The sequence below is a fragment of the Methylophilales bacterium MBRSF5 genome (genome assembly GCA_001044335.1).
Taxonomy (GTDB): Bacteria; Pseudomonadota; Gammaproteobacteria; order Burkholderiales; family Methylophilaceae; genus BACL14.
This window is the reverse complement of the sequence record CP011001.1, coordinates 736,020-761,895: the sequence shown is the minus strand read 5'-3', so window position 1 is coordinate 761,895 and position 25,876 is coordinate 736,020. Positions and strand designations below refer to the sequence as shown.

Below are 25,876 nucleotides of genomic sequence, written 5' to 3'. Positions count from 1 at the left end.
AATGCAGACGTTAACTGGAGCCCAGCGAAAAACTGGATGGTTTCTTTAAAGGCAATAAACTTGCTCGACAAGAACTATTACAGTGGCGGACGTCTACTCATGAACGGCTTTACCGGTGTGGGTAACAACGCAAGAACAGGTGACCCATTCAGAGGTGTTGGTGTGATCCCAGGTTCACCTCAAGCTGCTTGGATAACGATTGGATATCAATTTAAGTAATAAGGTATCTACTTAGTTTAGAAAAAGCCCTCACTTGAGGGCTTTTTTGTATTTTGTGATTTATTTTCACCATCTATTATCCGATCTCACGATATAATATTAATATCCAGCATTAATAGAGGATATGCATGCAGTTTACAACCCCACTCAAACCAAATTCAACCAAGGTGATGCTCCTAGGTAGTGGTGAGCTAGGTAAGGAAGTTGTTATTTCACTTCAACGACTTGGCATGGAGGTGATTGCCGTGGATCGTTATGAGAATGCTCCCGGCCATCAGGTGGCCCATCGTGCTTATTCAATTGACATGACTGATGCTGCGGCACTTGAACAATTGATTCAACAAGAAAAACCCACCTTGGTGGTTCCTGAGATAGAAGCGATCAACACGAAGCTGCTTGAAAAGCTTGAAGCTGATAATGTCACCAAAGTCATTCCCAATGTCCGAGCAGTGCAACTCACCATGAATCGTGAGGGTATTAGAAAGTTAGCTGCAGAAGACTTAACAATTCCAACATCACCATATGCCTTTGCTAGCAGCTGTGACGAGTTAAAAGAAGCGGTGAATAAGGTAGGCTTGCCATGTTTTATTAAACCAACTATGTCTTCTTCAGGTAAGGGTCAATCTCGCATTACATCCATGGATGATGTTGAGAGAGCTTGGGAATATGCTGCAACCACGGGGCGAGTTAATGAGGGTGTGGTGATCGCAGAGGGTCAAATTGATTTTGATTATGAGATCACATTATTAACAGTAAGATCTTTAAATTCCGATGGAAATATCATCACCTCATACTGTGAGCCGATTGGTCACCGTCAGGAAGATGGAGACTATGTTGAGAGCTGGCAGCCACAACCCATGAATGAAAAAGCCTTAATAAAATCAAAAGAAATTGCCGAAAAAGTGACATCTGCATTAGGCGGCTTAGGACTTTTTGGGGTAGAGCTCTTTATCAAAGAGGACCAGGTCTGGTTTTCTGAAGTGAGCCCTCGTCCGCATGACACGGGCATGGTCACCATGATTACTCAAAAGCAATCTGAATTTGAATTGCATGCAAAAGCCATTTTGGGATTGCCTGTCGATACCTCACTATCTAATCCAGGTGCCTCAGCGGTGATTTATGGTGGTCATGACTGTGATGCTATTTCGTTCGAAAATATTCCAAAAGCCTTAGCAGATAAGGGTCTCGATATCCGCTTATTTGGCAAACCTCAATCGTTTAAGAAAAGAAGAATGGGCGTTATTTTGGCCCATGCTGACGACATTCAAGAGGCCAGAAATAAAGCACAACAAGCAAGATCTCAAATCAAAACCAAACCTGTTTAAACCATATAACGGTGCTATAATGGCGCGTTAATTTTTTATAAAGAACCCATATGTCTAGAAACCTCAGGAACATCGCTATTATTGCCCACGTTGACCATGGTAAAACCACCTTGGTCGATAAACTCTTACAGCAGTCGGGTACCTTTGAGGCCCATAAAGAAGTGTCTGAGAGGGTGATGGATTCGAATGATCTAGAAAAGGAACGTGGGATCACCATTCTTGCCAAGAATACTGCACTGACCTTTAATGACACGTTGATTAATATTGTGGATACCCCAGGCCACGCAGATTTTGGTGGTGAGGTAGAACGAGTCTTAGGTATGGTAGATGGCTGTGTATTATTAGTCGATGCCGTTGATGGGCCGATGCCACAAACACGATTTGTGACTAAAAAAGCATTGAGTCTGGGCTTAAGACCGATTGTGGTGTTGAATAAAATTGACAGACCCGGGGCCCGTTGTGATTGGGTCATTAATCAAACATTTGATCTTTTTGCCAATCTTGGAGCCAACGATGAGCAACTAGATTTTCCCGTGGTGTACGCATCCGCATTAAACGGCTATGCAAAACATAAGGAAGAAGACAGTAATGACGACATGAAGCCTTTATTTGAAACAGTTTTAAGTCATGTTCAAGCTCCTAAAGGTGATCCATCCGCTCCCTTACAGATGCAAATATCAGCACTTGATTATTCCAGCTATACCGGAAGATTGGCTGTGGGACGCGTACAAAACGGCACAATAAAACAAGGCATGAGCGTCTCTGTGATGGCTGGTGATAAAAAAGTATCTCAGGGTCGTATTAACGAAGTCCTCGGATTTAAAGGATTAGAAAGGGTGGCTATCCCCGAGGCATCTGCTGGTGACATCATCATTATCTCTGGAATTGAAGACATCGGTATTGGTTATACGATTTGTTCCAACGATAAACCAGAGGGTCTCCCTTTAATGAAGGTGGATGAGCCCACCCTGACGATGGATTTTGTGGTGAACTCATCACCCCTGGCTGGGCGAGAAGGCAAGTTTGTGACCAGTCGACAAATTAAGGATCGTTTGGATCGTGAGTTGCTCACTAATGTGGCTTTAAGGGTAGAAGAAACATCGGATGCGGATGTGTTCAGAGTGTCAGGCCGAGGCGAGCTGCACCTCACCATTTTATTGGAGAACATGCGCCGCGAGGGTTATGAAATCGCTGTAGGCAAGCCACGAGTGGTGTTTAAAGAAATCGATGGTGTTAAATCTGAGCCCTATGAGTTTCTGACAGTGGATATTGATAATGAGTCCCAGGGCGCAGTCATGGAGGAATTAGGTCATCGTCGGGGCGAGTTGGCGAACATGGAGAATGATGGTGTGGGTCGAACACGACTAGAATACCGGATTCCTGCACGGGGGCTTATTGGCTTTCAAAGTGAGTTCTTAACATTGACCCGTGGTACAGGCATCATGGCCCATATTTTTGATGATTACGGTCCAATTAAAGATGATATTCCGGGTAGAAGGAACGGTGTCTTAATTTCTGCCGAACATGGCGATGCAGTGGCCTATGCATTATGGAAGCTTCAAGATCGTGGAAGAATGTTTGTGCATCCTGGGGATAAATTATACGAAGGAATGGTGATCGGTATTCATTCCAGAGATAATGATCTCGTTGTAAATCCAATTAAAGGAAAACAGCTGACTAACGTTCGAGCGTCTGGCAAGGATGAAGCGGTAAATCTAACTCCTCCAATACCTTTGTCGCTAGAATATGCCGTTGAATTTATTGATGATGATGAATTGGTTGAAATTACCCCAGAGTCAATACGCATACGTAAAAGATTTTTATTAGAACATGAGCGTAAAAGAGCCTCCCGAGAGGCTTAATACTTACTCTCTGAAGTTGACCACTTGGTTTAAATTTAATTGCCCACCTCGGGGCCAAGCATCTTGAAGTTTTTTTCCAATAGCCACAAACATGACTGGTATCTGGTTTTTGGGAAACTGAAGTAGTTTTGACAACTCTGGAAAGTCAAACCCATCCATCGGGCAGCTGTCGTATCCCATATTTTTGGCACAAAGCATCATCGTCATCGCGGCCATGCTACAAGACCTCATCACTTCATCACGCTGCATTTCTTTTTTGTTAATATAAAAATCAGTAATCATGGACTCCATCATCTTTTGCACATTTTCGTCAGCATTTTTCCAATACTTTTTTGGATTTTTTTTCCAGGCATCCAGGTCACCTGAGATAACGACTAACAATGACGCATCGGTTACTTGCGATTGATTAAAACTAATTTTTTTAATTTCTTCACGTAACTCTCTATTCTCAATGACATCAAATCGCCAATGTTGAATATTAAACGCGGTGGGTGATAACACAGTCATTTTGAAAAGCTCATTGACCTCATCCTTGGTCATTTTGTGATTTGCATCAAAATATTTAATTGATCTTCTCTCTTGAACTATTTTTTTAAAATCCATACCACCCTCTAATAATTTATAGAATCAATAAATACGACACGATTGCCGTCAGCTCTTTTCCAGATAACCTCATCCCCAATTAATGAGCCAATTAATTCTTTGGCTAATGGAGAGACGTAACTCAGTTTGTTTTGCTTAATATCAGCCTCATCCTCGCCAACGATTTGAAACTCATAAGTCTCATCATTTTCATCAATCAAGATAACATGCGCACCAAATAACACTTTATTACTATCCTCATGTTTATCAATAAGAATGGCTGTTTCAAAGCGTTTAAGATAATAACGTAAATCACGCTCTAATTTCATCTTATTTTGTTTATTCTCAGGAGAGTCTTTTAATTCTTTAATTGATTTTATTTCTGTTTCAATTAAATGAATGGTTTCTTTTAATTGCTTATGTCCGTTTGGCGTGACGTAATTGGGTAACTGACTGACTGGTCTTTCTGGAATATCAATGCCAGCATGTTCTAAATCATTTTCTTTTACAAAGGCTCTACTCATATTGCTTCTTTTAAAATAATACGTATATTATGGGGATGAAAGCGTTATTTACCATATTTTTATTTATTTTTTTTCATGATCTTGTTGCTAACGATGAAACCTCACTTCACTGGACCCAACAAATTTTTAGCAAATCTGAGAGTCGACTAATTAAGTTGACGCAAGATTTTCAATGTATTGACTCATCATCGACAGATTTTCAAAACTCAATCCCAATCGAAAAATTTAGCTCGATGAGTGATTGTGAGTTTTATTTAAACAATATCAATCAAAATAACCATTAAATATCATCTGGAAAAATTGCCTAAAATCTCTTTTTTGTAATGACCTGTTTGATATAAATTCAACATGGTTCTCCGTATTTGGAGTTAAATGAATTCCCCACAAGCCACCAATCTCATTTGGAAGGTTTGAGTAACGAATATCAAGGAGCTCAAATTCATTCTGTGGATTTACAGCTACAAAATCCTGGCTAAACCATAAAAATCGATCGATATCTTTTTTTTGTATCTCACTGAGGTTATTGAAGTAGGGTAGATCCAACTTATTAAATTTTTTTATTTTTTGACCAGCAAACACTTCTTTTTTTGGACCAATATTGACCGCATCAATATAGAAGTAATCATTGTGTTGATAAATTATCTTCCATAAAATTAAGTTACCAAAACTTGGTTTGACGCTAATAATTTCTGGGTGATGATTTCTTTCTGTAATTATTTCATTTGCAACTTGTTCTGCTCGATGATTTTGTATAAATCCAATAGTTAGATAGATTAAAGCCCACCCTAAGGCAATTTTTGACCAGAATGATTTTCTTTTTATAAGCGATAAAACTAATAAAATTAAAACAGGAATAGTAAATAAAGGATCAATGATGGAGATATTATTCCAACTAATGCGTTCATTTGAAAATGGCCAGAGTAACTGAGTGCCATAGCTGGTGCAAGCATCAAGCAATCCATGTGTGCCATACCCCAAGGTGGCAAATAACCAAGTTTTTAAAAAACTAAAAGGGATTAATCTAAAAAATAAACCATAAAAGATTGTTGTGAAAATGAACCCACCCACTGGAATAAAAATTAATGAGTGCGTGAACTGTCGATGAAATTCAAGAAATAAAAGTGGGTCATGATTAGAACGAAACAAAATATCGATATCTGGAAACATGCCAGCAAGAAAACCAATAATAAAAACAAAGACAATATTGTTTTTATTAGAAAAGCTCTGTGGCAGTGAGGCGCCAAGGACACCTTGACTTAACGGATCCAATTTTTATTCCCACTCAATAGTAGCTGGTGGTTTACCGGAGACGTCATACACCACTCTATTAATACCCTTGACCTCATTAATGATGCGATTAGAAATTTTGGCTAATAATGTGTAAGGTAGTTCAGACCACTTAGCAGTCATGAAATCTGTTGTTTCAACCGATCGTAATGCCACCACATACTCATAAGTTCTTCCATCGCCCATCACACCTACAGACTTTACTGGTAAGAAAACACAAAATGCCTGAGAGGTTTTGTCATACCAGCCTGATTGTTCTAATTCCTGGATAAAGATATCGTCAGCCTCTCTTAATAAATCAGCATACTCTAATTTAACTTCTCCAAGAATTCTGACTCCCAGACCTGGACCAGGAAAGGGGTGTCGATACACCATATGATTGGGTAGACCGAGTGCGACCCCGAGTTTTCTGACTTCATCCTTGAACAATTCGCGTAAAGGTTCTAACAGTTTGAGGTGTAATGTTTCTGGTAATCCGCCAACATTATGATGGCTCTTGATGTTGTGTCCTTTTTTAGTTTTACCGCCGGCCGATTCAATCACATCGGGATAGATAGTGCCTTGAGCTAACCATTTTGCATTTTTAATTTTTTTTGATTCATCCTGAAAGACCTCAACAAAGTTTCTACCAATTATTTTTCTTTTTTCTTCCGGATCATCTATACCTTTTAAATCATCCATAAATTTTTTTGTTGCATCGACATGAATGACTTTTACCCCAAGATTTTCTTTAAATAAGGACAAGACCTTTGTGGCTTCATCTTTTCTTAATAAGCCATGGTCAACAAAAATACATGTGAGTTGGTCACCAATCGCTCTATGCAGCAGAGCTGCTGCAACCGATGAGTCAACTCCACCAGACAGTCCTAAAATCACATGCTCATCATGAACTTGATTTTTTATAACCTCAATCGCTGTTTCAATATAATCTGGCATGTTCCATTCAGGCTTGCAATCGGCTATGTCCAATACAAATCGAGCTAAGATCTTTTCGCCTTGGCTGGTATGAGTGACCTCTGGATGAAACTGGACACCATAAATTTTCTTTTCATCATTAGCAATGGCAGCAATGGGTGTTGAGTCATTACTTGCGATGATCTTAAATTGATCTGGAATGCTTTCTACCTTATCTCCATGACTCATCCATACATCAAGTAATCCATGGCCATTGGGGTTTGTATGATCTTGAATGTCTTTCAATAGGAGTGAGTGACCATGCGCTCTAATTTGGGCATGACCAAATTCACGCTTAGTACTGTTTATTACCTTACCACCAAGCTGCTCACATAAGGTTTGCATTCCATAACAGATTCCAAGGGTCGGAACATTCATATTAAAAATCTCTTGAGGAGCTTTTGGTGTTTCATCCTCATAGACTGAATTAGGACCCCCTGAGAGAATAATTGCTTTTGGTGAAAAATCATCTATCTTGTCTAAACTCACATCATAGGGATGAATTTCACAAAATACATTCATTTCACGAATGCGTCTGGCAATTAACTGCGTATATTGCGAACCAAAATCTAGGATTAGTATTTTATCCAACTTAATCCAATCTGTAGTTTGGTGCTTCTTTTGTGATTTGAACGTCATGCACATGAGATTCCCGCATACCTGAATTTGTAATCTGAACAAATTCAGCTTTTTCTCGCATGTCTTTTATATTCCCGACTCCAACATACCCCATAGACGCTCTTAAGCCGCCCATAAGTTGGTGAATGACATTTTTAACGGAACCCTTATATGGAACTCGACCTTCAATACCCTCGGGTACTAATTTTTCAGCATTGTCTTCACTGTCTTGAAAATAACGATCTTTGGACCCTTGTTGCATTGCTCCAATTGAGCCCATACCTCTGTAAGATTTATATGAACGACCTTGAAACAATTCAACTTCGCCTGGAGCTTCCTCGGTGCCTGCAAACATACTTCCGAGCATCACGTTGTATGCACCAGCAGCAAGTGCTTTAGCCACATCACCTGAATAACGAATGCCACCATCAGCAATGAGAGGTATTTTTTTTGCTTTTAATGCTTCAGCAATATTATTAATAGCTGTAATTTGAGGAACACCAACTCCAGCAACAATTCTTGTTGTACAAATCGACCCAGGCCCAATACCGACTTTGACTGCATCTGCTCCAGCATCAACTAGTGCTCTTGCAGCATCACCAGTGGCAATATTTCCGCCAATCACATCTGTATTTGAGAAATTTTTCTTGATCCAATTCACTCTATCTATTACGCCTTGAGAGTGTCCGTGAGCAGTATCCACCACAATGACATCTACACCTGACTCGACTAACTGTTCAACTCGTGCCTCAGTATCCGCACCGACACCCACGGCAGCACCAACGATTAATCTTTCTTTTTTGTCTTTTGATGCAAAGGGATGGTCAGAGGATTTTTGTATATCTTTAACAGTAATAAGTCCTTTTAATTGATCGTTATTATCAATCACCAATAATCTTTCAAGCCTATATTGATGAAGCAGGCGCATCACTTCCTCTTTAGAAGCTTTTTCATTAACAGTCACCAATCTTTCGCGTGGTGTCATCACATTCTTGACTGGTTGATTTAGATTCTCTTCAAATCTTAAGTCTCTGTTGGTGACGATACCGACAACTTTGTTGCCTTCAACCACCGGTAATCCAGAAATTTTATGTTTCTTGGTTAAATTGATGACCTCATCAACCGTCATATTCGGATCAATGACAATAGGATTTAAAACCACGCCAGACTCAAATCGTTTTACCTTAGACACATGTTCAGCCTGGTGTTGTGGCGACATATTTTTATGAATAATACCAATGCCACCTTCTTCAGCCATGGCAATCGCTAATTCAGATTCAGTAACAGTGTCCATGGCAGCTGAAAGCAACGGAATATTAATTGAAATATTTTGAGTTAGTTGTGTGGCTAATGATACTTCTTTAGGTAATATATTTGATCGAGCAGGGACTAATAAAATATCATCGAATGTTAAAGCTTGTTCTAAGAGACGCATGTTGAATTCCTTATCGCGCAAAACGAGATTATACAGAAAACTTAGGCTTTTGAGGAGTCCTCTTCATTATTTCCTCCGCCTTTTTTCATTTTTTTACCTTGTTCCGCCCTTTGTCTTCGAATCTCTTTGGGGTCGGCTATCAGAGGACGGTAGATTTCGACTCGATCCTTCTCCCTTAATGTTTGATCGTAAGTGATATGTTTTCCAAAGATACCAATAGGGTCACTATCAATATTTATTTCTGGAAATTCTTTTTTTATCCCAGACTTAATAATAGCTTCCCTTGCCGTTGTTCCATTTTTAACATTAATAGGAATTATTAATTGTTTGCTTGGAGATGCAAATGCAACCTCTATCAGAATATGATCGTCACTCATTAAATCGTTTATTAGCCTCTTTTATGAATTCATCAATAAATGTATTAGCTATTATATTAAAAATTGGTCCAATTAACTTCTCAAGAATCAAATTATCAAATTCGTAAATTAAACTAAGCTCAATTTTGCAACTATTTTTATCAATATCAGCAAACTTCCATAATCCTGTTAATTTTTTAAATGGCCCGTCAACCAAGTTTATCTCCATTACTTCAAAAGGTTTTTTCACGTTTCTGGTTGTGAAAGACTGCTTTACACCTTTGAAATTAATTTCAATCGTAGCTTCAGTTATCTCTTCTGTTCTCTTGATTACCTTGCTTCCGCCGCACCAGGGCAAAAAGTCAGGGTAATGTTCAACATCGTCAACAAGTTGAAAAATTTTTTTTTGGTTAAAAAATACGAAAGCACTTTTATTAATAATCATTATTACTATTATAATTTAGAAGTAATGAAAAAAAAGAATACACCTATAGTTTGCGATTTAGATGGAACGTTAATAAAAAGCGATTTATTCATTGAGTCACTCCTTATCTACATAAAATTAAATTTTTTTCATATCTTCATTGCTATTTATAAATTAATCACTCAACGAATAACTTTTAAAAACTACATAACAGATTCATACAAGCCGAACCCAGACAAAATTCCATTTAACACAGCATTAATATCCTGGTTGGAGAATCAAAAGAAAGAGGGGAGAGAGATTTATTTAGTAACGGGCTCAACTAAATCAAGCATAGGGTTAATTAAAAGTAAATTAACAATTTTTTCTGGTATCTATAATTCAACTAATAATCAAAATTTAGTAGGAAGTGAAAAAGCTAAAATTCTTATCAAAAAGTTTGGTAGAGAAAAATTTGACTACATTGGAAATTCCATTGCTGATTTTAAAGTGTGGAAATATGCAAGAAAAAAGATCTTGGCTAATAATATTTATCTTCAGTTAATTTTTAGAAATTATTTCGATAAAATTTTTAAAAAAGATAAAGGGTACTTAAAAAATCTAAGCTATTTTATAAGGATGCACCAATGGAGTAAAAATGGTCTTATTTTTTTGCACCCATTGATTGTTTTTCAAAGCTTGGATGTTCCAATATTTTTAAATTATCTTATATTCTTTTTCGTTTTTTCCATAACAGCCTCTTTTGTTTATGTGTTAAATGACATCATTGATCTTGCTCACGATAGAGAGCATACTCAGAAAAAACATAGGCCTCTTGCCAATGGTTTTTTTGATATAAAAGAATCTGTATTATTGCTTTTATTTTTATCATTTTTAATACTTTGTTTTGTTTTAAATAGCAGCATGGTATTGATTTATATTCTTTTAACCTATTTAGTGTTAAATATCATTTATTCAATCTACTTAAAAAAAATTAAATATATTGATATTTTTGCATTATCAATATTTTTTAATATAAGAATTTTTTCAGGCATTGAAATTGATCCCAATTCGATCATATCTAAAAGATTTTTATTATTTACTTTGCTTATATTTTTTAGCCTGGGGTCACTTAAGCGTATAGTAGAACTGATTAATCAACCAAATATTAAAAACTCAGGGAGAGCTTACATTGCTGAAGATAAACAAAATTTAAAAGTTATTGGTTTAGGAGCTTTACTCATCTCTTTTATACTTATTATCGATAGTTATAATTACCTTCAAATTGCAAATCAATTTAATTTCTCAACATTTTTATCGCTTTTAGGGCTGATATACATATGGTTGATTTATCTTTGGTATTCTGGATTTGTGAGTAGATTTGTTAATGATCCGGTTGTATTTGCAATGAAAAATCCAGTCAGTCTTTTTTTAATTTTTTTAATTGTTAATGTTGTTCTGTTTGTATGAAAATAAATAATAAATATCTTTTTTGGCCTTTTGTATCAAATGGATTTTCAGATTTTCATGAAATCACTGACGAATTACAAACAAAAAACAAAAAAACATTATTGATACACGGTAATGGACGAAGTTATAGCCACTGTTGCTTGAATGATGATAAACCACTTCTGTCAATGAGAAAGATAAATAAGATCATATTGTTTAATAAAAATACTGGTGAGTTAAGAGCTCAAGCAGGTATTACAATTAAAGAAATTCATGATGTTGTTACAAAATATTTTTGGGTGGTAAATATCTCTCCTGGGACTCAGTATGTAACTCTAGGAGGTTGCGTAGCAAATGATATTCATGGAAAAAATTATCACTCTGCTGGATCTTTTATTCAATCAGTTAACTATATTAAAATTTTAAGATCAGATGGTAAAGAATATCTTTGCTCTAGAAAAAATAATAAATCATTATTTTTTGCCTCATTTGGTGGATTAGGTTTAACAGGCGTAATTACTGAAGTTTCAATAAATTTGAAAAAAGTAAGTTCGCTTTTTATGGACGTTCAAAAATTACCCTTCGATAGTATGCAAGACTTTGTAAAACTATCAAAAAAATTTGAAGATCAATATGAATATTCTGTTGGCTGGATGGATTGTGTAAGTAAATATATGGGACGAGGCTTTATATTTAATTCCAATTTTTTAAAAACAAAACAAAATGAGACGAATAAAAATTTAAAAACAAAAATTAATTTAAGGCACTTTCCTTTAATACCTGTGTTTAATAAGTTTTCTATTCCTGTTTTTAATTATTTATATTATTTAATCAACAAATTAGGAAAAAATAAATTCATTCAACATTATGTAAAAAATTTATACCCATTGGATGCTGTACTTGGATGGAATAGGTTGTACGGGACTAGTGGTTTTTTTCAACTACAATTTCTTATACCAGTGAATAATTTACAAAATTTTGAAGTTGAGTTTTTTAATTTATTAAAAAAATATAATTTAACTTCGTTTCTTGTAGTTTTAAAACTGTTTACAAAATTTAAAAAATCGGGGATGTTGAGTTTTCCTAAAAATGGACTTTCAGTTGCAGTAGATTTTAGAAATAATAAACATACTCCAGATTTGATTAGAGATTTGCAATTGCTTATTAAGAGTTATAAGGGCAGAACTTACCTTGCAAAAGATGCCTTTATTGATAAGAAAATGTTTCAGAATTTTTATCCTGAATTTAATACATTTAAAAAATTCATGGATGTCAATTTATCCTCCAATATGAAGAGAAAAATATTCTAATGAAAAAAAATATAGTTATTTTTGGTGCATCATCAACAATTTCACAAAATATTATTGATTTATATAAAAAAGATAAAGCTAACGTATATGCTTTTTCTAGATCAAAATTAAAGCTAAATGGAATTAGTTCATTTCAGACTAACTACAACGAAAAGTCTCTTCAGAAAATTAAAACTTTATTTAAAGATATTAAGATCGACATTGTTTTTTTTGCAAATGGTTTTTTGTCTAATGAGGCGGAGGACATTGATAAGATTTTTCTAATCAATACCATAATTCCTATCAAGCTTACAGATATGATTCTTAGCTTAAAACCACAAAAGTGCAAGTTTGTTTTTTTTAACTCCCCCTCTGCTGAAAGAGGACGAAAGACAACTTTTCTATATGGTGCAGCAAAAAAATCGATTGATATATTTTCCCAGGGGATGAGGCACAAGTACGCACAAATAAATAAAGATATTGAATTTTATAACATTATTATTCACCCAACCCTAACAAAGATGACGAATCATTTATCAAATAAGGATGTATTCGCAGATCCAAATTCAGTAGCTAAAAAAATCATTAAAGTACTTTCGACAAAAAAATATCATTCATACTTGTCATTTAAATGGCTATTAATAATGTTTATTATAAAAAAATTACCTAGTTTTATTTTTAACAAGCTGAATATCTAAATGCCAATCAATTTCTACAAAACATACAGCTTTTTAATTTTATTTTTAGCACTTCTGGGAGTATATGTTAATTATTCTCCAATCCCTATTGCAGATTCTTGGTCAAATTATGAGCTAGTTAAGGATATATCTGAAGGTCACTTCTCGTCTTTTATTTCTCTTCATAACGAGCATCGAATTCTTCCCTCAAAAATTTTATTTTGGTTAGATATACATCTATTCGGAGGTTCTGAGGTATTTCTATTAATTACTCATATTTTATTTATTTTTATATTATTTAATTTATTTTCTAGCTTAAGTTTTGAAAACAATTTAAATAAAAAAGAACAAACCTTATTTCCTCTTTTTATTCTTTCAATGTTATTTTTTTGGAGTCAAAAAGCTAATTTAACGTGGGCTTTTCAATCACAGTTTTATCTGGTTCAAATTTTTTCATTGTTGACCTTTTTATCAATCAAAAAAGAATGGAATTTCGTATTTGTTATCATCCTCTCCATATTCTCCGTGCTGTCTATGGGGAACGGTTTGTTGATACCCATATTGGTAACTTTTTATTATGTAATAAATAAAAATTTTTTCAGAGCTTTGGTATTTATATTTTTAACAATTGTAATTTTCACTCTCTATTTTATAGGCTATCAAGGTAACCCAAGTTACATGTCACCAATCGAAAGCATGATGCATCACCCGTTAAAAGTAATTTTATTTTCTTTTGTATTTTTAGGGAATGTCTTTAGTTTCTTAGTTGGCAAGGGTGTTTTTGGAGCATTTCTAGCTGGGTGTATGGGTTTTTTATCAATATTATTTGTTTTAACAAAAATATCTAAATTTTATAAGAATCCAATTTTTTATTACTTAATTTTTCTCATTGGTACTGCTGTTCTTGTTGGCCTTTCTAGGCACCAGGACGGTTACATTCATGCTGTTTCATCAAGGTATACAACGCCTACTATTTGTTATTGGGTTACATTTGCAATTCTATTTTTCTCTGATATAAAAAAATATTTTCAAACTCCCAGTAGGGTCATAAGATGGATATTTATTTTTGTTTTAATTTCTTTTTTTGTGAATCAATTAAAAGTATTCAGAGAGATAGATTATAAAACACTTAAACGATATATTGATTTAGCTGTTGTGGTTAATAATCATGGAAATATCCTTCCTCACATGAATTATGACTTAATGAATAACGATCACATAAAAAATAAATTTCTTTTTTCAAAAAAATTAACTAAACAAGCGTTAATTCCAACCTTTTCCAAAACTAATAATGAGTGTGATGAAAGAATATCAAAAATCAAATACACAAAAGGCAAGAATGAGCAATACAGCTATGTCGATCTTAAGCTAGATAGAAATACTTCAAGCGTATTATATGTCTATGATAATGAATTTCCATCTGGGCTTATTGCGACAAAATCTATGTTTACAAAGCTACCTTTCTTTATAAAAGAATCTGATCATGCTCTTGGGTATATATTTGGTACCGAACTTGATAATACGATTATTATGGATTACGAAAAAGATTGTTTTATTAGATTAAGTAAAAATATAGATGAATAAAAAAATTATTATTACTGGTGGAGCTGGGATTGTTGGCATTAACCTTGTAAAGGTTTTAGTTGAAAAAGATATTGGCAATATTCATGTTATCGACAAAAATCTTCATAATTTAAATCTCTTAAAGAAATTATTTCCATCCATTACGATTCATCATTATGATTTATCTATAAAAGGTAAATGGGAAAATATTTTTGTCAAAAAGTCGCATGTTTTTATACTTCACGCACAGATTAGCAGTCTGAATTGGCAAGACTTTAAAAGAAATACAATTGATTCAACTCAAAATGTGTTATCAGTCATTCGAAAAAAAAGTATTACTTCCTCTGATATTACCCATGTCAGTTCCTCTGTAGTGAACTCAATGGCTGATGATTATTACGTCCGTTCAAAAAAAACTCAAGAGAGTTTGGTTAAGAAATTTTCTAAAAACATTCTTATTCTTAGGCCAACCTTGATGTTTGGGTTATTCGATAGAAAACACTTGGGATGGCTGAGCCGTTTTATGATGAAATTTCCGATCTTTCCTATTCCAGGTAATGGTAAATATATACGCCAACCGTTATTTGTGGAGGACTTTGCCAAGATTTTAGCATCAACATTATCGATCAATAGAAAAGGTATTTTAGATATATCAGGAAAAGAGCAGATAACATATATTTCAATTATTAAAGAAATTAAAAAAATCCAAAAATCAAAAACTTTGATTATAAAAATTCCATATATCTTTTTTTACGTTTTATTAAAAATGTGGGCTTTATTCGATCGTAATCCTCCCTTCACTATATATCAATTAAAAGCATTAACCATTCCGGAAGTCTTTCCAACGGTTGATTGGGAAAGTATATTTAATGTAAAAACTACAAAGTTTAAAATTGCTGCGAAAAGAACCTATGGAAATAGTAAATATAGAGATATTAAATTGAGATTTTAATTTTGAAAAAAGACATTCATATTTTAGGAAGTGGCCCGATGGGGCTCGGGGTTGCATTTTACGCTATAAAAAAAGGCTATAAACCTATTATCTATGAGGCGGATGATCGAATAGGGGGAATGACGGCTAGTTTCGATTTTAATGGTCTAAATATTGAAAGGTTTTATCATTTTCATTGTAAAACTGACCGTGATTTTTTTAACATTCTTGATGAATTAAATTTAAGTAAAAAATTTCACTGGAAGAATACTCGCATGGGTTTTTGGTATAAAAGCAAAATACACAGTTGGTCTGGTCCATTTGATCTCCTTAAATTTCCTTATCTCTCAACAATAGAAAAACTTAGGTACGCTTTCAGTACCTTGATTTCCACCAAAAGAACAAATTGGCAGAGTCTGGATCAGGTCAGTGCAGAAACTTGGTTGCGGAAATCAATTAGCAATCATTCATTTGATATCTTATGGAAAAAATTATTCAATCTAAAGTTCTATGAGTACAGTGATAAAGTTTCAGCCGCATGGATCTGGTCGAGAATTAAAAGAACAGGTCTTTCAAGAAAAAATATTTTTACTGAACAGCTTGGCTACCTGGAAAATGGATCTCAAACATTGTTAAATGCGATGCAAGAATTTATTTTAAATAATGGCGGTAAAATCCACTTAAGTACCCCTGTTGAAAAGGTAAATATAAAAAATAATAAAGTAATAAGCTTTAGTATTAAAGCTAAAAAAATTCAAGCTGAAAATATCATATCAACAATTCCAATTCCATATATTCCAAAAATCATTCCACAGCTTCCAAAAAAAATATTAGCAAGCTATGAAAAGATAAAAAATATTGGTGTTGTTTGTGTCATTGTTAAATTAAAGAAAAAAATCACAGATCATTTTTGGTTGAATATTAATGATGATGATATGGATATTCCAGGCATTATTGAATACTCTAATTTACGAACTATTGAGAAGAGTTCTATTGCTTATATACCATTTTATATGCCACAACATAATCCTAAATTTAAAGATTCAGATAATACATTTAAGTTAAAGGTAAAAAAATATATAAAAAAAATAAATCCTCAAATAAATGAAAGTGACTTTATTGATATCAAAGTTAACCGCTACTTTTACTCCCAACCTGTTTGTGAAATTAATCATTCAAAAATTCTTCCTGAGGTGAAATTACCTGTTCAAGGATTATATGTTGCAGACACTTCATTTTATTACCCTGAGGATAGGGGCATCAGTGAAAGTATTAAGTTTGCTAAAAAAATAATTAATGAATACTTCTAAAGATATTATTTTCAAATATAAGGAGAAACTGCTGTTTTTAGCATGCGGTGGTTTTGCTGCTTTTGTAAATTTTTCATCAAGAATATTGTTTAGTGCATTTTTAGATTTATATATCTCAATTACATTTGCTTATATTCTTGGGATGATTACTGCCTACTATCTTTTTAAAAATTTTGTATTTGTTAGTCATGAAGAAAATAAAGAAGGATCACCAGCTATTTTTTTCGTTGTTAATGTAATAGCCTTATTACAAATTTATATTGTTACAGTTTTATTAAAGAATAGTTTTTATAAATATTTTGATTACGAATATTTGTACCTTGCTCATGGTTTAGCTATACTCAGTTCAGTATTTTCAAGTTACTGGCTACATAAAAATTTTACTTTTATAAAAAAATGACAATCATCACTAATAAAAAAGCTTTCCATGATTACTTCATCGAAGAGAAATATGAGGCAGGTATTGTTTTAGAAGGTTGGGAAGTGAAGGCAATACGAGACAATCGGATTAATATCAAAGAATCCTATGTCATTATTCAAAGAGGTGAAATATATTTATTAGGTTGCCATATTACACCCTTAGGAGCCGCCTCAACCCATATCAGACCGGATGCGATTCGCACTAGAAAGCTTCTTTTAAAGGGTCAGGAGATCGTCAAACTCATTGGTAAAGTGGAACGATCAGGCTTTACTCTAGTCCCACTAGACTTTCATTTTTCCAAAGGAAAAATAAAGGTTCAGGTCGGTTTGGCAAAGGGCAAGAAGCAATACGATAAACGTCAAACAGAAAAAGAAAAAGATTGGCAGCGTGAAAAAGAACGTATTTTACGATCTACCAATAAACAAGCATAGTATAATTAGATTATGTTTTGGGGCTGACCCGGTTTCGACGTGGGTTACAAAACAGAATAGGGCATACCGAGGCCTAGTGTCCTCGTAAAAAAAGCTAGAAAATTAGTAATCGCAAACGACGATAACTACGCTTTAGCTGCTTAATCCAGCTAAACGCTGTCCTGATATGCCACTCGCTCAGGTTTCAGCGTCATACAGAGAGGCTCGGAAATTATTGGGTTACTTAGTAGTTTCTTAAATTTAAGGTGACTCGTTAATATATTTGGTTGCTTGTTACTGAAGTGTTAATTAAATTAAATAATAAGCTAAGTATGTAGAACTATCTGCGGAGGATTCGCGGACGGGGGTTCGATTCCCCCCAGCTCCACCATTAAATATTAATAGATTATTTATTTTCTTGAATGTTTTAAAGTGATCAATTAACTTAACAACTATGACAAATTTTTCCAATTTACTTTTAAAAAACCAACTCTGCTTTGCACTATATTCTGCTACAAATGCAGTTACTCGATATTATCGGTTTTACCTAAAAGAATTTGGCATTACCTATCCTCAATACCTTGTTTTATTGGTTGTGTGGGAAAATGAAGATACGACAGTTACTGCTAGTGAAATTGCAAAAAAACTCAATCTTGATGCACCAACAGTTACACCAATAATTAAGAAGCTTATCGATCAAGGTTTGATCAAGAAACAAAGAGATAAGTCTGATGAAAGATTAATAAATATATCAATAACAAAAAAAGGTCGAGACCTCGAGGAGAAAGTAGCTTTAATTCAAGATAAAGTTGCTTGTAAAACACATCTACCAAAACAAGATTTTGATGATTTAAAACAAAGACTTAATGAGTTATCACAAATTATGGATATTAGCGAAGAGGATCGTGAATCTTTAAAACTAATATTGTGTAAATAAAAAAGAGGGGCTAACCCCCTCTTTTTTTTAAATACTTTTAATTTCTATATTTTTCTTGAATCTGATAAGGACTCTTATAACCTTCTGTAGGGTTAGTTACAATATCATCCCTAAAGCTTTGAAGATCAGCCATTAATTCAGATATCTCTTGATCAGGTACATTGAAGTTATAGAATGTTTGTAAACATTCGGTCATAATAATGTCAAATTCACGATCTGTAATTTTTAGATGTGGGTGTGAATCTTTCATATTTTTACCTCTACCAAATTCATCAGGTTTATAAACATCTGGACCTCCAGTTCTTTTTGCAACCCAATTGGTTAACCAAACTTTAAAACCCGCTTTAGTATGAATTTGGTCATGAACATTTTTAATGTTCGGATTAGCATTAAGTGCATGATTTGTATAGAGTTTATCAACCAAGTGGTCCACTGTGATTGCGATATTATAGATACCACCTAATCTCGTGTACAAACTCTCTTTTTTATCTTCAGCTAATACAGATTGACTAAAAATTGTTGCAAAAATAAAACTTATTGCAACAAATGAGTTAAATAAAATTACTCTTCCCATAATATTCCTCCTCGAAGAATTTTTAAGACAACACAAAATAAAGAGATAAATATACTGAGATTGCAATTCCAAAAAGCAGATAAAGAATAACAAATAAATCAAAAACTGTATTTTTAAACATATTTATGTCCTTATAATTTGTGAACCAATATAATTATTAGCACACTAACTATCAGAACACTAATTAATTTTACTTATCAGTAATTAATTTTATTATTATTTATTTGTTAAGTTTATAAACATGTATACCAATTCTGTATACCACTTCATTTGTATACCACTTTTAAATAGATTACCTAAGAACACTATAGAAAATTATAGACTTAAACGGATGAATAGAGATTATTTAATATCAATAATTAAGATGATTATAGAACATTATAGAAAAGGGTCTGATGTTCCCCAGCTCCACCATTTCTTCTTTTCATTGGTGAATTAATCGTTTTAATCGGTTAATATTTTCGCTCAATCGAGTTTAAAAACGTAAAAATTATCAAAACCTTTTAAAGATAAACACCCACCCCTTTTTTTCCTTTCAATAATGATTCAAATTTTAAATAGAAAATCCTTCAATAAAATTATAAGTAAAAGTTTTGTGTTTATAATTTAAACTACTTTAAATTTCCTAAGTTATTTATGCAGTCAAGAATTTTACGAATAAATCAAGGTGGTGGTTTTGATTCGGTATCTATTACAACAAGTGATATTCCAGCTATCAATGAGCACCAGATTCTAGTCAAAATTAAAGCCTCATCATTAAATTACCATGACTATGCTGTTGTGTCCGGAATGTGGGGACCAACAGAGGACAGAATTCCAATGTCAGATGGGGCGGGGGAAATTGTTGCCATCGGGACCAATGTAAAAAATTTCAAAGTGGGCGATCATGTGGTTAGTACCTTTTTCCCTGATTGGGATAAAGGTGAGCCAATTTATTCAGACTTTAAAACAGTTCCTGGGGATGGTGTTGATGGCTATGCTCGTGATTATGTTGCAGTGGATGAAAATTTTTTTACCAAGGCTCCAAAACTTTGGACACATCTTGAGTCTTCAACATTAACTACAGCCGCTTTAACGGCCTGGCGTGCCTTGTTCGAGGATACACAAATTACAAAAAATGACACCATTCTTATTCAAGGTACCGGCGGGGTATCTATCTATGCTTTACAGTTTGCCAAGATGATTGGAGCAAGAGTTGTTGCAACCAGCTCTAGTGATGACAAAATAAAAAGACTGTATGAGTTTGGTGCTGATTATTGCATCAATTATAAAAAAAACCCTGAATGGGGCAATGCTGTTTTAGATTGGACTAACGGTCAAGGAGTTGATTATGTTGTTGATGTTGGAGGTCCAAACACCATCAACCATTCATTGACGGCTTGTAAAGTGAATGGCCATATTTCCTTTATTGGTATTTTAAGCGGCCTCGATGGAAAATTAGACATGATCAATTTGCTTCTAAAACAGATTAAAATTCAGGGAGTTCTGGTTGGAAACCGTCAGCATCAGCTGAATATGATTAATGCCATCAATCAATATCAATTTAAGCCAGTTATTGACAAGGTGTTCCCATTTGAAAGTTTGATTGATGCCTTCAAACATCAAGAATCCAATCAACATTTTGGTAAAATTTGTATCCAATATTAGTGAATAGTGACTAATGTTCTTTAATATTCTCAAGCATGCCCTTAGTCGGGGTTCAATAATACTTACCAATCAACTCTCGGTTCTTATTGCTATTCCTATCTTAGCGTCACGGTTGGATTTTTTTATTTTTGGTCAAGTGGCCATAGGTTTTGTGCTGGTGCAATTATCTTGGGTCGTTAGTGACTGGGGGGTTCAGCATTTTAGTATAGAGAATTGGAGTAGGGCAAAAACACTGCGCGATAAAAATAGATTAATTAGTCTTCTGCTGAGCCTCAGATTAAGCATCGCTGTTGTTTGTTTGTTGATTATCCTTTTTTTAATTATGGCAAACTTACTTAACTTTCCTCTGTTGTTTTGGATGAGTATTATTCCAAGCATTTTAATGTGGGGTGCATACCCACTGTGGTTTTTTCAAGTCAACAAAATTCCACAAACTATGATTTTGCCAACATTAATATCTCGACTGGTTTATTTGCTCGTCATATATTTCTTGGTTAACGATAATTCATCTGCTTACTGGGCTTTCTTAGCTCAAGGAATTAATATGGGGGCAATTACGTTGTATGCATATTGGCATATGATTATGCGACATTCCTACTCCTGGATAAATTTTAATAAAAAACAGTTCACGCTTGTTATTCAATCGAGTTTCCCTTATTTATTAAATGCAGTTACTAATAATCAAATTAACACCTTATGGGGATTTGGTCTTACTATCGTAGGAGGACCAATGGCTATGGCAATCTTTAACCTAGGTGATCAAGTTTACCGAATGGGAGGTGCCTTAACCAATGTGATTGCCCAGTCGATCAGAATATATTCTAAGGAGAGTAGCTTTAACAAAACTATACCTAGTGTTTTATTTTTCATCTCAACTTATTTGATGCTTGCTTTTATTGTTAGTTTTTTTGCTAAAGACATTGTTATGAAATTTTTTAGCGAGGACTATTATGAAGCAATCAAGTTAATTCAAATGATGACTGTAATATGGGCTTTGCATGCCATTATTAAAATACTGAATTATCCTATTTTACGAAAGTTTTTTAGCACTCATTTTATCAATAAGCTTACCTTTAAATTTTTAATACTTCATGTGTTTGTATTTTTAGTGTGGATTAATTTATTCAACTCACCCCTATCAATGACCTATTTCTTTGGATGTGTTGTATTAATTCATTTAATAACATTTATCTATCTCGTTTATCTAAAAGTACATTTAAAGAAATAAGTTCCTAATTTTGATATTTAGAAAATTTGAATTTTATTCTTAAAACCCTAAAATGTTATTAAACACACAATTAAAGGATAACCATGAACTTAGAAAGCATAGCACTGCACTCCGGGTACACATCAGAATCTACCACCAAAGCAGCCACAACTCCAATCTATCAGACAACATCATTTACCTTCGATAACACACAACATGGAGCCGACCTCTTTGATCTAAAAGTTGAAGGTAATATTTATTCAAGAATTATGAATCCAACCAATGCTGTTTTAGAGCAGAGAATTGCTGAAATGGAAGGAGGCATTGGTGCATTGGCCTTGGCTTCAGGAATGGCAGCTATTACTTATTCAATCCAGTGCATCACTAGAGCTGGAGATAATATCATTAGTGCTAATCAGCTGTATGGAGGGACATTTAACTTATTTGCACACACATTTCCTCAGCAGGGCATTGAGGTAAAGATGGTTGATGCTTCTGATTTTGACTTAATAGAACTATCTATTGATGACAAAACGAAGGCTATTTATTGTGAATCGATTGGTAATCCACTAGGCAATGTGGTTGATATTGAGAACTTAGCAAAAATTGCTCACAAGCATGGGATACCCTTAATTGTTGATAACACAGTCCCGACTCCGTATTTATGTAAACCTATAGATTTTGGTGCAGACATTGTTGTTCATTCATTAACAAAATATATAGGTGGCCATGGAACAACGGTGGGGGGGATAATTGTTGATTCAGGAAAATTTGATTGGGCAAAAAATAAAGAAAGATTTCCAATGTTGAATGAGCCTGATCCTTCATACCATGGGGTTGTTTACACTGAGGCGTTGGGTCCCGCAGCATTCATTGGAAGATGTCGGGTTGTGCCATTAAGAAATACCGGGTCAGCGCTGTCAGCCTTTAGTGCATTTCAGATTCTTCAGGGACTAGAGACGCTAGGTTTGAGGATTGAAAGACACTGTGAAAATGCCCAAGCATTAGCAGAATATTTAAAAAGTCATGCAAGTGTAAATTGGGTTAATTATGCAGGACTTGCCACAGATAAGTATCATGATGTTTGTAAAAAAATCTCAAAAGGAAAGGCCTCAGGTATTGTCAGCTTTGGTGTGAAGGGAGGCCTGGAGGCTGGAGCAAAGTTTATTGATGCCCTGCAAATGATTCTTCGTTTAGTGAATATTGGGGATGCAAAATCATTGGCATGTCACCCTGCATCTACCACGCATCGACAACTTAACCCTACGGAGTTGAAAAGCGCAGGTGTTTCGGAAGATATGGTCAGAATTTCTGTAGGTATTGAACATATAGAGGATATTATTGCGGATATAGATCAAGCTTTAAAAGCGTCTCAGGGATAGTCAAAATTAAGTTATCCTACGATTTATCCACAGTTTTATATTTTTTTTTATATAAAAATTAAATCTCTTTGATTTTACCTATACCTGATATATTTTTTTTGTTACTGATAAATTATTGTTTTTAAATATTAATTTTTAATATATGTTTTGTTAAATTAAATCACAATTGTTTAAATTTTAATTTTTTTAATTTATCCACAGATTTATCCACAGCAAATTAATTATTGCAACGTAAATTTTTATATGCTAATTTATAACTAACTTTAAGACTTTTCTCAAAAGGGGAGGTTTGGGAATGTTTGAATTAATTTATGTGAGTAATGCTGCTAACAGGATGACTAAGGACGACCTGCAGTCCATCATGTTTGAAAGCATGCGTCATAATTCTGATCACAGTATCACAGGGTTATTGCTCTACGATCAAGGTTCCTTTTGCCAGGTTCTTGAGGGCGAAGAAAAAGATCTTAAAAATCTTTATAAAAAGATTTGCAAGGACCCTCGTCACTTTAATGTCAACCTAATATCTGAGAAGGATATTGATGTCAGAGAATTTGCAGCGTGGTCGATGCGTTTTATTAATTTAGATTTTTATGATCGAGATAAAATCAAAGGCTACCAAAAAGATAACGGCAATCTAATGGACTGGAATGCTATTAATGCCTCTCTTGCAAAGAACATTCTTATGCAATTCAAAAGTATTTAATTCCCAATAAATTTTCCTCGTGAAAGATCATTTTAAAGATTTAATAACTTACGCCGAAAAGATTCTTCTTATAATCGTCGCTATCGCAACATTGTGTGCAGCTCTTTTAGAAATTAAAAATATGTTTCTAAATATGAACGTTACTCTTGCTGAGTTACTTTTATTATTTATTTACTCCGAAATTTTAGGAATGGTAGCTGTATTTTGTAAAAGCAATAGAATTCCAATTTCTATACCTATGTACATTGCTATTACTGCGCTTTGTCGACTTATAATTCTAAAAGGCAATCAGTCGGATCCAACAAATATATTAATTGAGGCTGGAGCAATCTTACTTATTGCCATAGCAATTCTAGTAATTAATTATCGCCCAACCAATAAGCTATTAGATGAATGATTCAAAGCAAGCGATAAAGAAAATCGGATTTTGGGTTGGTTTAATAATATTTATATTCATATCTTTTGGTTCTATATCATCCTTAAACTCTGAGGCTTTGGCGGTATTATCAATCATGCTATTGATGATTGTCTGGTGGTTTTTTGAAGTTATCCCCATTTATGTTACCGCCTTGCTTCCTTTAATTCTGATACCTATACTGACCAATCAGAATTTCCAAGAGGTAGCAGCTCCATATGCAAGCCCTAGTATTTTTTTATTTTTAGGTGGTTTTATGCTGGCCATTGTAATAGAAATATCTGGCTTACATAAAAGATTCGCCTATCTCATGATTTCAAAATTTGGACGAAGTATGTTTAGTGTTTTGGCATGTTTTATGTTGGTATCTTATTTTACAAGCATGTGGATTATTAACACAGCCACGGCCTTAATGCTTCTCCCAATCGCTATTCAAGTCTGTAAAGAGTTGAAGGTGGAAAATACGCAATTTGAAATTTTACTATTACTTAGTATTGCATATTCAGCAAGTATTGGAGGGATGAGCACCATTATTGGCACAGCTCCAAATGTTTTTTTCGTTGGCTTTATGCATGAAAATTTTGATATACAGATATCTTTCCTAGAATGGATGACAGTGGCCTTGCCGATATCAGCAATCATATTATTTGTATCTTTTTTTATCTTCTTTTATTTGATTAAAAAAAATAAAAACATTGACCAAACTAAGTGGCAAAATATTTCATTAGAAAAATTACCCACTATGAGCAGCGATGAAGTTAAGGTTTTATTGGTTTTTATTGTAACGGTCTCTGCATGGGTGTTCCGTGGTTACTTAAATCAGTTTAATTTTTTATCTAACTTAACTGATTCAGGTATTGCTATCACCTCAGCTTTTTTATTTTTTCTTATCCCATCGTCAAATAAAAAAAATGATTTATTACAATGGAAGCATATGAAACAACTACCTTGGGGGTTGTTGTTGCTATTTGGGGGCGGCTTGGCCCTGGCAAAAGCAATTATGGTCAGTGGCTTGGGTGATTGGCTTGGTTCTCAGTTAACTTTTCTCGATAACTTTTCTGTAATTTATATAATTTTAATTTTGATTTTTGCAACGGTATTTTTAACCGAAGTTTTGTCTAATACGGCTTTAACTATATCTTTTCTTCCGATCATTGGTGTAATAGCTGTTGATATAGGACTTCCGGTTAATATTATTGGCATGGCTGTTGTGATGGCTGCCAGCTGTGCTTTTATGTTGCCCATTGCGACTCCGCCAAATGCTGTTATCTTTGCAACAGAAAAAATTAAGGTGATAGATATGGTAAGAGTAGGTTTTATCATGAATATTTTGACAATATTTATTATCACTTCAATTTTTTATATTATGATGTGATTAATTAATAACTTAATCTAT

General features: G+C 34.0%; 24 protein-coding genes and 2 pseudogenes. 18 read left to right on the top strand and 8 right to left on the bottom strand.

Annotated features, from left to right (window positions below; all coding sequences use genetic code 11):
* Positions 1-347 precede the first annotated feature (347 nt).
* Positions 348-1,544 (top strand): phosphoribosylglycinamide formyltransferase, encoded by a 1,197-nt coding sequence (locus tag UZ34_04130; GenBank protein ID AKO64591.1) that lies wholly within the window; start codon positions 348-350, stop codon positions 1,542-1,544.
* A gap of 50 nt (positions 1,545-1,594) precedes the next feature.
* Complete coding sequence (locus UZ34_04125) at positions 1,595-3,406, top strand: GTP-binding protein (GenBank protein AKO64590.1); 1,812 nt, start codon at positions 1,595-1,597, stop codon at positions 3,404-3,406.
* A gap of 3 nt (positions 3,407-3,409) precedes the next feature.
* Here the strand turns inward: UZ34_04125 and UZ34_04120 are convergent, their stop codons facing one another.
* Positions 3,410-4,009 carry a drgA gene (locus UZ34_04120; GenBank protein ID AKO64589.1) on the bottom strand — a complete coding sequence of 200 codons (600 nt, stop codon included), beginning with the start codon at positions 4,007-4,009 and terminating at the stop codon, positions 3,410-3,412.
* An 8-nt stretch (positions 4,010-4,017) separates the two neighbouring features.
* Positions 4,018-4,512 (bottom strand): transcription elongation factor, encoded by a 495-nt coding sequence (locus UZ34_04115; GenBank protein AKO64588.1) that lies wholly within the window; start codon positions 4,510-4,512, stop codon positions 4,018-4,020.
* A 35-nt stretch (positions 4,513-4,547) separates the two neighbouring features.
* Between UZ34_04115 and UZ34_04110 the strand changes: the two genes are divergently transcribed.
* Complete coding sequence (locus UZ34_04110; protein ID AKO64587.1) at positions 4,548-4,796, top strand: hypothetical protein; 249 nt, start codon at positions 4,548-4,550, stop codon at positions 4,794-4,796.
* On the opposite strand, the gene UZ34_04105 is transcribed toward UZ34_04110, so the two are convergent.
* The 5 genes from UZ34_04105 to UZ34_04085 are packed head-to-tail and all read right to left on the bottom strand — an operon-like array spanning position 4,777 to position 9,610.
* A complete protein-coding gene (locus tag UZ34_04105; protein AKO64586.1) occupies positions 4,777-5,781 on the bottom strand; it encodes a membrane-bound metal-dependent hydrolase in 1,005 nt (334 codons plus the stop codon). The two genes, UZ34_04110 and UZ34_04105, sit on opposite strands and share 20 nt — an antisense overlap.
* Before the next feature lie 3 nt (positions 5,782-5,784).
* Entirely contained in the window at positions 5,785-7,350 is a 1,566-nt protein-coding gene (gene guaA, locus UZ34_04100) for a GMP synthase (GenBank protein AKO65158.1), read from the bottom strand.
* A complete protein-coding gene (locus tag UZ34_04095; protein AKO64585.1) occupies positions 7,346-8,806 on the bottom strand; it encodes an inosine-5-monophosphate dehydrogenase in 1,461 nt (486 codons plus the stop codon). The genes guaA and UZ34_04095 overlap by 5 nt, the downstream gene beginning before the upstream one ends.
* Before the next feature lie 41 nt (positions 8,807-8,847).
* Positions 8,848-9,183, bottom strand: a complete 336-nt coding sequence (locus UZ34_04090) for an RnfH (protein AKO64584.1) — start codon at positions 9,181-9,183, stop codon at positions 8,848-8,850.
* The gene (locus tag UZ34_04085; protein ID AKO64583.1) at positions 9,176-9,610 is read right to left on the bottom strand and encodes a cyclase; all 435 of its coding nucleotides are present in this window, start codon (positions 9,608-9,610) and stop codon (positions 9,176-9,178) included. The genes UZ34_04090 and UZ34_04085 overlap by 8 nt, the downstream gene beginning before the upstream one ends.
* Between UZ34_04085 and UZ34_04080 the strand changes: the two genes are divergently transcribed.
* From UZ34_04080 to UZ34_04040, 9 genes and pseudogenes are all read left to right on the top strand, one after another.
* Positions 9,569-11,035 (top strand): hypothetical protein, encoded by a 1,467-nt coding sequence (locus UZ34_04080; GenBank protein ID AKO64582.1) that lies wholly within the window; start codon positions 9,569-9,571, stop codon positions 11,033-11,035. The two genes, UZ34_04085 and UZ34_04080, sit on opposite strands and share 42 nt — an antisense overlap.
* Positions 11,032-12,324 (top strand): hypothetical protein, encoded by a 1,293-nt coding sequence (locus tag UZ34_04075; protein ID AKO64581.1) that lies wholly within the window; start codon positions 11,032-11,034, stop codon positions 12,322-12,324. The genes UZ34_04080 and UZ34_04075 overlap by 4 nt, the downstream gene beginning before the upstream one ends.
* A gap of 338 nt (positions 12,325-12,662) precedes the next feature.
* Positions 12,663-13,001: pseudogene (locus UZ34_04070) on the top strand (hypothetical protein).
* Complete coding sequence (locus UZ34_04065) at positions 13,002-14,564, top strand: hypothetical protein (protein ID AKO64580.1); 1,563 nt, start codon at positions 13,002-13,004, stop codon at positions 14,562-14,564.
* Positions 14,557-15,495 carry a hypothetical protein gene (locus UZ34_04060; GenBank protein AKO64579.1) on the top strand — a complete coding sequence of 313 codons (939 nt, stop codon included), beginning with the start codon at positions 14,557-14,559 and terminating at the stop codon, positions 15,493-15,495. Before UZ34_04065 ends, UZ34_04060 begins: the two co-directional genes overlap by 8 nt.
* Positions 15,495-16,784, top strand: coding sequence for a hypothetical protein (locus UZ34_04055; protein ID AKO64578.1), 1,290 nt, complete (start codon positions 15,495-15,497; stop codon positions 16,782-16,784). The genes UZ34_04060 and UZ34_04055 overlap by 1 nt, the downstream gene beginning before the upstream one ends.
* Before the next feature lie 4 nt (positions 16,785-16,788).
* A complete protein-coding gene (locus UZ34_04050) occupies positions 16,789-17,184 on the top strand; it encodes a hypothetical protein (GenBank protein ID AKO65157.1) in 396 nt (131 codons plus the stop codon).
* The gene (locus tag UZ34_04045) at positions 17,181-17,636 is read left to right on the top strand and encodes an SsrA-binding protein (protein AKO64577.1); all 456 of its coding nucleotides are present in this window, start codon (positions 17,181-17,183) and stop codon (positions 17,634-17,636) included. Before UZ34_04050 ends, UZ34_04045 begins: the two co-directional genes overlap by 4 nt.
* Before the next feature lie 433 nt (positions 17,637-18,069).
* The gene (locus tag UZ34_04040; GenBank protein ID AKO64576.1) at positions 18,070-18,552 is read left to right on the top strand and encodes a MarR family transcriptional regulator; all 483 of its coding nucleotides are present in this window, start codon (positions 18,070-18,072) and stop codon (positions 18,550-18,552) included.
* Positions 18,553-18,589: 37 nt separating this feature from the next.
* Here the strand turns inward: UZ34_04040 and UZ34_04035 are convergent, their stop codons facing one another.
* A complete protein-coding gene (locus tag UZ34_04035) occupies positions 18,590-19,126 on the bottom strand; it encodes a hemoglobin domain protein (GenBank protein AKO64575.1) in 537 nt (178 codons plus the stop codon).
* Positions 19,127-19,762: 636 nt separating this feature from the next.
* On the opposite strand from UZ34_04035, the gene UZ34_04030 reads away from it, so the two are divergent.
* The 6 genes and pseudogenes from UZ34_04030 to UZ34_04005 all read left to right on the top strand — a co-directional run bounded on the left by UZ34_04030 (position 19,763) and on the right by UZ34_04005 (position 25,855).
* Positions 19,763-20,773 (top strand): alcohol dehydrogenase, encoded by a 1,011-nt coding sequence (locus UZ34_04030; protein AKO64574.1) that lies wholly within the window; start codon positions 19,763-19,765, stop codon positions 20,771-20,773.
* A 13-nt stretch (positions 20,774-20,786) separates the two neighbouring features.
* Positions 20,787-22,001 carry a hypothetical protein gene (locus UZ34_04025; protein ID AKO64573.1) on the top strand — a complete coding sequence of 405 codons (1,215 nt, stop codon included), beginning with the start codon at positions 20,787-20,789 and terminating at the stop codon, positions 21,999-22,001.
* Positions 22,002-22,084: 83 nt separating this feature from the next.
* A complete protein-coding gene (locus tag UZ34_04020) occupies positions 22,085-23,362 on the top strand; it encodes an O-acetylhomoserine aminocarboxypropyltransferase (GenBank protein AKO64572.1) in 1,278 nt (425 codons plus the stop codon).
* Positions 23,363-23,651: 289 nt separating this feature from the next.
* A pseudogene (locus UZ34_04015) lies at positions 23,652-23,951 on the top strand (hypothetical protein).
* Positions 23,952-24,084: 133 nt separating this feature from the next.
* Positions 24,085-24,462 (top strand): phosphate starvation-inducible protein PhoH, encoded by a 378-nt coding sequence (locus UZ34_04010; GenBank protein ID AKO64571.1) that lies wholly within the window; start codon positions 24,085-24,087, stop codon positions 24,460-24,462.
* Complete coding sequence (locus UZ34_04005) at positions 24,455-25,855, top strand: hypothetical protein (GenBank protein ID AKO64570.1); 1,401 nt, start codon at positions 24,455-24,457, stop codon at positions 25,853-25,855. Before UZ34_04010 ends, UZ34_04005 begins: the two co-directional genes overlap by 8 nt.
* The last annotated feature ends 21 nt before the right edge of the window (positions 25,856-25,876 follow it).